This window comes from Halorutilus salinus, from assembly GCF_026242195.1.
In the GTDB taxonomy this organism is placed as follows: Archaea; Halobacteriota; Halobacteria; order Halobacteriales; family Halorutilaceae; genus Halorutilus; species Halorutilus salinus.
The window spans coordinates 66,777-72,897 of sequence record NZ_RKLV01000007.1 but is presented as its reverse complement, the minus strand read 5'-3'; the positions used below and the strand labels follow the sequence as shown (position 1 = coordinate 72,897).

Sequence of the window (6,121 nt, the reverse complement as noted above, 5' to 3'; positions counted from 1 at the left end):
CGGATTAGGATGACATCGTAGAGTATCTGGAGGAGACGTACGCGTAGCGACAGAGGCATGTTTCGCATGCCTCCCGCTCTCCTAATCAGCGCGGATTAGGATGACATCGTAGAGTATCTGGAGGAGACGTACGCGTAGCGACAGAGGCATGTTTCGCATGCCTCCCGCTCTTCTAATGGGCGCGGATTAGGGTTACGCGTGTCCCTCTACTATACGGACGAAGTTCCTTACCATACGTCTCCCTTCGTCGGTGAGGAAGCTTTCGGGATGGAACTGGACGCCGAAGACGGGGCGGTCGGTGTGACGGACGCCCATCACCTCGTCCGCTCCGCGCGCCGTAACCTCAACCGGTTCTGGTACGTCGTCGACGACGAGCGAGTGGTACCGCGCGACGCGCGTCGGCGATTCGATACCCTCAAAGACACCGCGACGGTCGTGTTCGATCTCCGACCGTTTTCCGTGAACAACCTCATCGGCGTAACCGATGCTCCCGCCGAAGAACTCGGCGACAGCTTGGTGTCCAAGACAGACGCCGAGAACGGGTTCGTCGCGGTCGCGTAGAATCTCGTACATGATGGGGAACTCGTCGGGCTTTCCGGGTCCGGGCGAGAAGACGTAGCCGTCGGCTTCGGGCGGTTCGTCGAAACGTCCCACTGTGACATCCGCGAACTCGCCCAGATACCCTTCGAGGTTGTGCGAGAAGGAGTCGTTGTTGTCGACGACGGCTACACGGACGTTCATCCATTCTCACCGTCCTCGACAGCGTTTAGTACGCCGCGCGCTTTGTCGAGCGTCTCGTCGTACTCGTCTTGGGGTACGGAGTCGTGAACCACACCGCCGCCGACCTGTATATGGTACGTCTTACCGTCCCTTACCGCCGTCCGTATCAGTATGTTGAACGTACAGTCGCCGTCAAGGGTGACACGTCCCATCGAACCCGTGTACGGTCCGCGCTCGGTGGGTTCGACCTCCTCGATTATACGCAGGGTACGCGGCTTGGGCGCGCCCGTCACGGTTCCGCCGGGGAAGACGGCGCGTAGGGCGTCGACGGCGGTGGTACCGTCGCTTTTCTCGCCCGTCACCACGGATTCGAGATGGTAGACCTCCGGGTACGGGACGACGGTTGCGAACTCGTCGACCTCAACCGTCCCGTACCGCGATACCTTGCCTACGTCGTTACGTGCGAGATCCAAGAGTATCGAGTGTTCGGCTCTCTCCTTGTCGCTCGCCGTGAGTTCGTCCGCCGCATCCTCGCCGCGCCGACGTGTGCCCGCGATAGGTCGCGTAACAACATCTTCGTCACGTACACGGACGAGGAGTTCGGGGCTTGAACAGACGACCGACCAGCCGTCGCCGTCTATGAGACCCATGTACGGAGAAGGGTTGGTTTCGCGGAGACGTGCGTACAGGTCGAGAGCCGAACCGTCGGAGTCGAACGAGAGACGTTGTGAGATGTTGGTCTGGAACGTCTCGCCCTCACGTATACGTTCCTTAACCCGCCGGACTGCGTCGAGGTAGGCGTCGCGGTCGAAGTTGGAACGTCTGTTTGTACCGCTGACTGTTCGTTCGTCGTAGGTCGCGTCCTCAACCTCGTCCGCGATCCGCGCGGCGCGTTCGTCGGGCGGCGATTCCTCTTCCGTATGCCCGACAGCCTCTACGTACGCATCGTCGTCAAGCACGGCGACGGTGTCGTAGAAGCCGAACCAACCGTCGGGAACGTCGATGTCACGTTCGGTACCGTCCGGAACGTCCTCGTACCTCTTGGCAACGTCGTATCCCACGAAGCCGTACGCCCCTGCGGCGGTCGATCCGTCGGTGTCGGGTAGACCGTCGAGCCAGTCGCCGAGGCGTTCGAAACATCCGCGTTCGGCGTCTTCCCGTCTATGAACGAAAGTCTCCACGGGTTCGCCTGCGACGTACGTCGAGTCCCAACCCCTCTCGCCGTTTTCGAGTAGCACGTCGGCGTCAAGGGCGTCGAAAGCCGCGACGGGGGAAACGTCCTCTACCGTACGACGAACCGTCTCCATACGTACTCAGACACCGAGTGCCATACGTAAAGTGTTGCGTGTTCCGGGACCGAGACCCACGGCGAGTACGGCGACGAGAAGCAGGTACGGAAGACGGTCGAACTCCTCGAAGAACTTTCGGTCGAATGCGTACAGTATGAGGAGAACGATACCCGCCTTGAGTACGACGAACGAGTACGTCGTCCCCGTCACGGTGATAACCGTGTCGACGATAGGCTGTTTCTCGCTGTACCCGAGGTACTCGACGCCCACGACCGTCGAAAATCCATCGGTGAGATGTCCCCATAGGAGGACACCTCCCATAGCCCCGGTTCCGGCGTTAATCTCAGGTCGGAGACGTCCGAGGGGAAGCCAGATAACGCCGAATACGACGGTCGAAGCCCCTACGACAGCCGCCGGTATCCAGAGCCTGATACCCGTCTCGGTTACGCCTATGTATCCGAGATAGACAGCGACAGCTACGAAAGCCACAGCCCCCGCACCCGCGACGAGCCTTTCGTACCTCTTCACGACGCCACCGCGTTCCAGCTTGACGGCAACGAGGAAGACACCGACGGTAAACAGAAAGATGGTGAAGTAGATCACGGGGGAGATGAAGAGGTACGCGACGGGTGCTTCGAGCGCGCCCGTGTCCTCAACCACACGCGCCGCGCCTCCGAGAAAGCCGTAGGGGACGAGTGCGAAGAAGAACGCCGACGAGTTACCGACTTCGAGACGGTCAAGGAGCTCCGCGCCACCCACGACGGCGAGAAGGAGGTAGTAGGCGTAGACTGCGGACGAGACGAGAGTATATCCGGGAGAGACGGCGACGCCGTTCTTCACCAGACGCTCGCCCTCGTAGTCGGCGACGACGGGTCCGAAGAAGTACTTCCAGAGGAAACGGTCGTAGAAAAGTTCGGGACGTAGTAGGGAGCCAAGACCGACGACGACGACAGGGACGACGACCGCGGCTAACCAAAGGATGCGTGAACGGCGGTCTTCGAGCATACGCCGACTTTCCGCGCACGGGTAATTACGTTTACGGCTCTTTGCTCGGTTCGCAAACCATTAGAAGCCTCACCCCGTCTACCTTCTGTGACCGAGAACAGGTACGGGAAGGTACGTTTCGACGGTGTCTGTACCGACACGTCGAACGCCGCGTACCCCGTCGACGAGGTGCGCCGTGCCCTCGAACCCGCGTTCGACCCGCCGTGGGACGGAACCGCTATACATATCGGTGTCACCCTCCTTCACAACGGCTACGTCGTACGCGGAACCGACGGCTTCGTGCCCTCCGAGGATACACGCCAACTCGACAACGACGAAGTCGTCTCACGCGTCTGCGAGGATCTGAGTCCACGCCTCGATCCCGACGGTTCGGAGGCTGACGCCGCCTCGTTCGTCACCTTCGTCGGCGACGTGTTCGAGGCGTTAACAGAAGACGTATGACCCTCGGAGACGTGTTTTGAACATGCCTGACGAAGTCGTCATCGTCGGAACGGCGCACGTCTCGGAAAGGAGCGCCGCCGAGGTACGTGACGCCGTCCGTGACGAGGATCCCGATGTCGTCGCCGTCGAACTCGACCCACGCAGGTACGAGAGGATCAGACAGCAGGACGACACGACGTACGGAGGCGACATGTCAGCGGCGGTCGAAGAGGCGGAGGCGCGCGGTATACACGTCGCTCTCATAGACCGCGAACTCTCCGTTACACTCCGGCGTTTCTGGGACGAACTCTCCGTCTTCGAACGCTTAAAGACGGCGGGCGCGGTCGTCGCCGCCTTCCTCGGAATCGGAGGCGTCTCTGTCGAGGAGATCGACCGCGCCATACAGGAAGATCGTGTCGAGGGATACGTCGACGAACTCCGTGAGTTCTCGCCCGGCGGAGCGCGCGTAATCATCGACGAGCGCGACGCATACATGGCTTCACGTCTCCTCGAACTCGACGGGAAGGTCGTTGCGGTCGTAGGCGCAGGACACGAGGACGGTATACGTGACTACCTCCGGAACCCCGACGACATACCTGAGGTACCGGGCGACGGGTACAAGACGACCGCCGAAGCCGACGTCTACGAGAGCGCCGACGATATACTCGTCGTCGTCGACGCACCCGGCTTCACAAAGGACGACGTTTCCGTATCCCTCACGGGACGCCGTCTTGAGGTCGAGGCTTCGGGACGTAACGACCTACCGCAGACGTACAGGTTCGTCGGCGAACGCCGCCCCGACTCCGTCGAAACGTCGGTTAAGCTACCCGCGCGCGTCGACCCCGACGACACAGAGGCGACCTGCGAGGACGGTGTGGTACGTGTCCGGCTTGGTAAGGTGTAGCACGCAAGATTCAAGTTGGGGAGACGTACCCGAAAGCCTTTTATAGAACCGAGGAACAACCAGAAACCGAGGTGTAACAGAATGGCGCAACAGAACATGGGAAACCAGCCAGTACTTGTACTAAGTGAAGACTCAGAGAGAACCAGTGGGCGCGACGCCCAGAGCATGAACATCGCCGGCGGTAAGGCGGTCGCCGAGTCCGTGCGTACGACGCTCGGACCCAAGGGGATGGACAAGATGCTCGTCGGCTCCATCGGTGACATCGTTATCACCAACGACGGTGTGACGATCCTTGACCAGATGGACGTCGACCACCCCGCGGCGCAGATGATAGTCGAGGTCGCCGAGTCGCAGGAGGAGGAAGCCGGAGACGGTACGACGACCGCGGTCGTCATCGCGGGCGAACTCCTCAAACGAGCGGAAGACCTTCTTGAGCAGGACGTTCATCCGACGGTCATCGCTTCGGGCTACCGCCGTGCCGCGGAGAAGGCGCGCGAGACGCTCGAAGGCGACGCCGAGGCGGTCACCGCGGACGACACAGAAAAGCTCAACCGTATCGCACAGACAGCGATGACGGGCAAGGGTGCAGAGGAAGCCAAGGACGCACTCTCCGAACTCGTCGTCCGTGCGGTTCAGGCGGTTGCGGACGACGGAGAGGTCGACCTCGAAAACGTCAAGGTCGAGACGGTTGTCGGCGGTAGCGTCAGTGAGAGCGAACTCGTCGAGGGTATGATCATAGACAAGGATCGTGTCCACGCCAACATGCCCAAACGCGTCGACGACGCCAACATCGCTCTTATCGACACCGCCATAGAGGTTCAGGAGACGGAGACCGACACGGAGGTCAACGTCTCTTCGCCCGACGAGCTACAGTCTTTCCTCGATCAGGAGGAGGAGATGCTCCGCGACATGGTCGACAACATCAAGGAGTCGGGTGCCAACGTCGTCTTCTGTCAGAAGGGTATCGACGACATGGCACAGCACTTCCTCGCTCAGGAAGGTATCCTCGCCGTCCGCCGTGCGAAGAAGAGCGACATACAGAAGCTCGCACGCGCGACCGGCGGCAACGTCGTCTCCAGTATCGACGACATCACGGCGGACGATCTCGGAAACTCGGGTGCCGTCGAGGAACGCGTCGTCAGCGGCGACGAGATGATCTTCGTTGAGGACTGCGAGAACCCCCGGAGCGTCTCGCTCATACTCCGCGGCGGTACGGAGCACGTCGTTGACGAGGTCGAGCGCGCAATAGACGACGCACTCGGTGTTGTTCGTGTCACCGTGCAGGACGGTCAGATACTCCCCGGCGGAGGAGCGCCCGAAACAGAGGTCGCTCTCGAACTGCGCGACTTCGCAGACTCGGTCGAGGGACGCGAACAGCTTGCTGTCGAGGCTTTCGCCGACGCTCTCGAAATCATACCGCGTACGCTCGCCGAGAACGCGGGTCTCGACTCCATAGACTCGCTCGTCAGCCTCCGTAGCAAGCACGACGGCGGCGACGCTCACGCAGGTCTCAACGCAGAGACGGGCGACATAGAGAACATGACCGAGAGCGGCGTCGTCGAGCCGCTCCGCGTCAAGACGCAGGCGGTTTCGTCCGCAACCGACGCCGCGGTCATGATCCTCCGTATCGACGACGTTATCGCAGGCGGCGACACGGGTAGCGACGACGAGGACATGCCCGACATGGGCGGAGCAGGTGGAGCAGGCGGACCGCCCGGCGGAGCCGGCGGAATGGGCGGCGGCATGGGCGGCATGATGTAAAGGTAGGCTAAATCTACCGCCG

General features: G+C 61.4%; 6 protein-coding genes. 3 read left to right on the top strand and 3 right to left on the bottom strand.

Going from position 1 to position 6,121, the window contains the following annotated elements:
• Positions 1–192: 192 nt before the first annotated feature.
• Genes EGH25_RS08215 through EGH25_RS08205 form a run of 3 tightly spaced genes read right to left on the bottom strand, consistent with a single transcriptional unit; the run spans position 193 to position 3,014 of the window.
• Entirely contained in the window at positions 193–741 is a 549-nt protein-coding gene (locus EGH25_RS08215) for an anthranilate synthase component II (protein WP_266087512.1), read from the bottom strand.
• Positions 738–2,027 carry an anthranilate synthase component I family protein gene (locus EGH25_RS08210; RefSeq protein ID WP_266087510.1) on the bottom strand — a complete coding sequence of 430 codons (1,290 nt, stop codon included), beginning with the start codon at positions 2,025–2,027 and terminating at the stop codon, positions 738–740. Before EGH25_RS08210 ends, EGH25_RS08215 begins: the two co-directional genes overlap by 4 nt.
• A gap of 6 nt (positions 2,028–2,033) precedes the next feature.
• Positions 2,034–3,014 carry a DUF63 family protein gene (locus tag EGH25_RS08205; protein WP_266087508.1) on the bottom strand — a complete coding sequence of 327 codons (981 nt, stop codon included), beginning with the start codon at positions 3,012–3,014 and terminating at the stop codon, positions 2,034–2,036.
• A gap of 87 nt (positions 3,015–3,101) precedes the next feature.
• Between EGH25_RS08205 and EGH25_RS08200 the strand changes: the two genes are divergently transcribed.
• The 3 genes from EGH25_RS08200 (at position 3,102) to thsA (ending at position 6,099) form a co-directional block, all read left to right on the top strand.
• The gene (locus tag EGH25_RS08200; RefSeq protein ID WP_266087506.1) at positions 3,102–3,455 is read left to right on the top strand and encodes a hypothetical protein; all 354 of its coding nucleotides are present in this window, start codon (positions 3,102–3,104) and stop codon (positions 3,453–3,455) included.
• A 22-nt stretch (positions 3,456–3,477) separates the two neighbouring features.
• A complete protein-coding gene (locus tag EGH25_RS08195) occupies positions 3,478–4,338 on the top strand; it encodes a TraB/GumN family protein (RefSeq protein ID WP_266087504.1) in 861 nt (286 codons plus the stop codon).
• A 96-nt stretch (positions 4,339–4,434) separates the two neighbouring features.
• Complete coding sequence (gene thsA / locus EGH25_RS08190) at positions 4,435–6,099, top strand: thermosome subunit alpha (protein ID WP_266087586.1); 1,665 nt, start codon at positions 4,435–4,437, stop codon at positions 6,097–6,099.
• Positions 6,100–6,121: the final 22 nt, after the last annotated feature.

Coding starts and splice junctions, on each gene's coding strand:
- EGH25_RS08210 (WP_266087510.1), bottom strand. CDS start 2,027: ATGGAGACGGTTCGTCGTACGGTAGAGGACGTTTCCCCCGTCGCGGCT.
- EGH25_RS08205 (WP_266087508.1), bottom strand. CDS start 3,014: ATGCTCGAAGACCGCCGTTCACGCATCCTTTGGTTAGCCGCGGTCGTC.
- EGH25_RS08215 (WP_266087512.1), bottom strand. CDS start 741: ATGAACGTCCGTGTAGCCGTCGTCGACAACAACGACTCCTTCTCGCAC.
- thsA (WP_266087586.1), top strand. CDS start 4,435: ATGGGAAACCAGCCAGTACTTGTACTAAGTGAAGACTCAGAGAGAACC.
- EGH25_RS08195 (WP_266087504.1), top strand. CDS start 3,478: ATGCCTGACGAAGTCGTCATCGTCGGAACGGCGCACGTCTCGGAAAGG.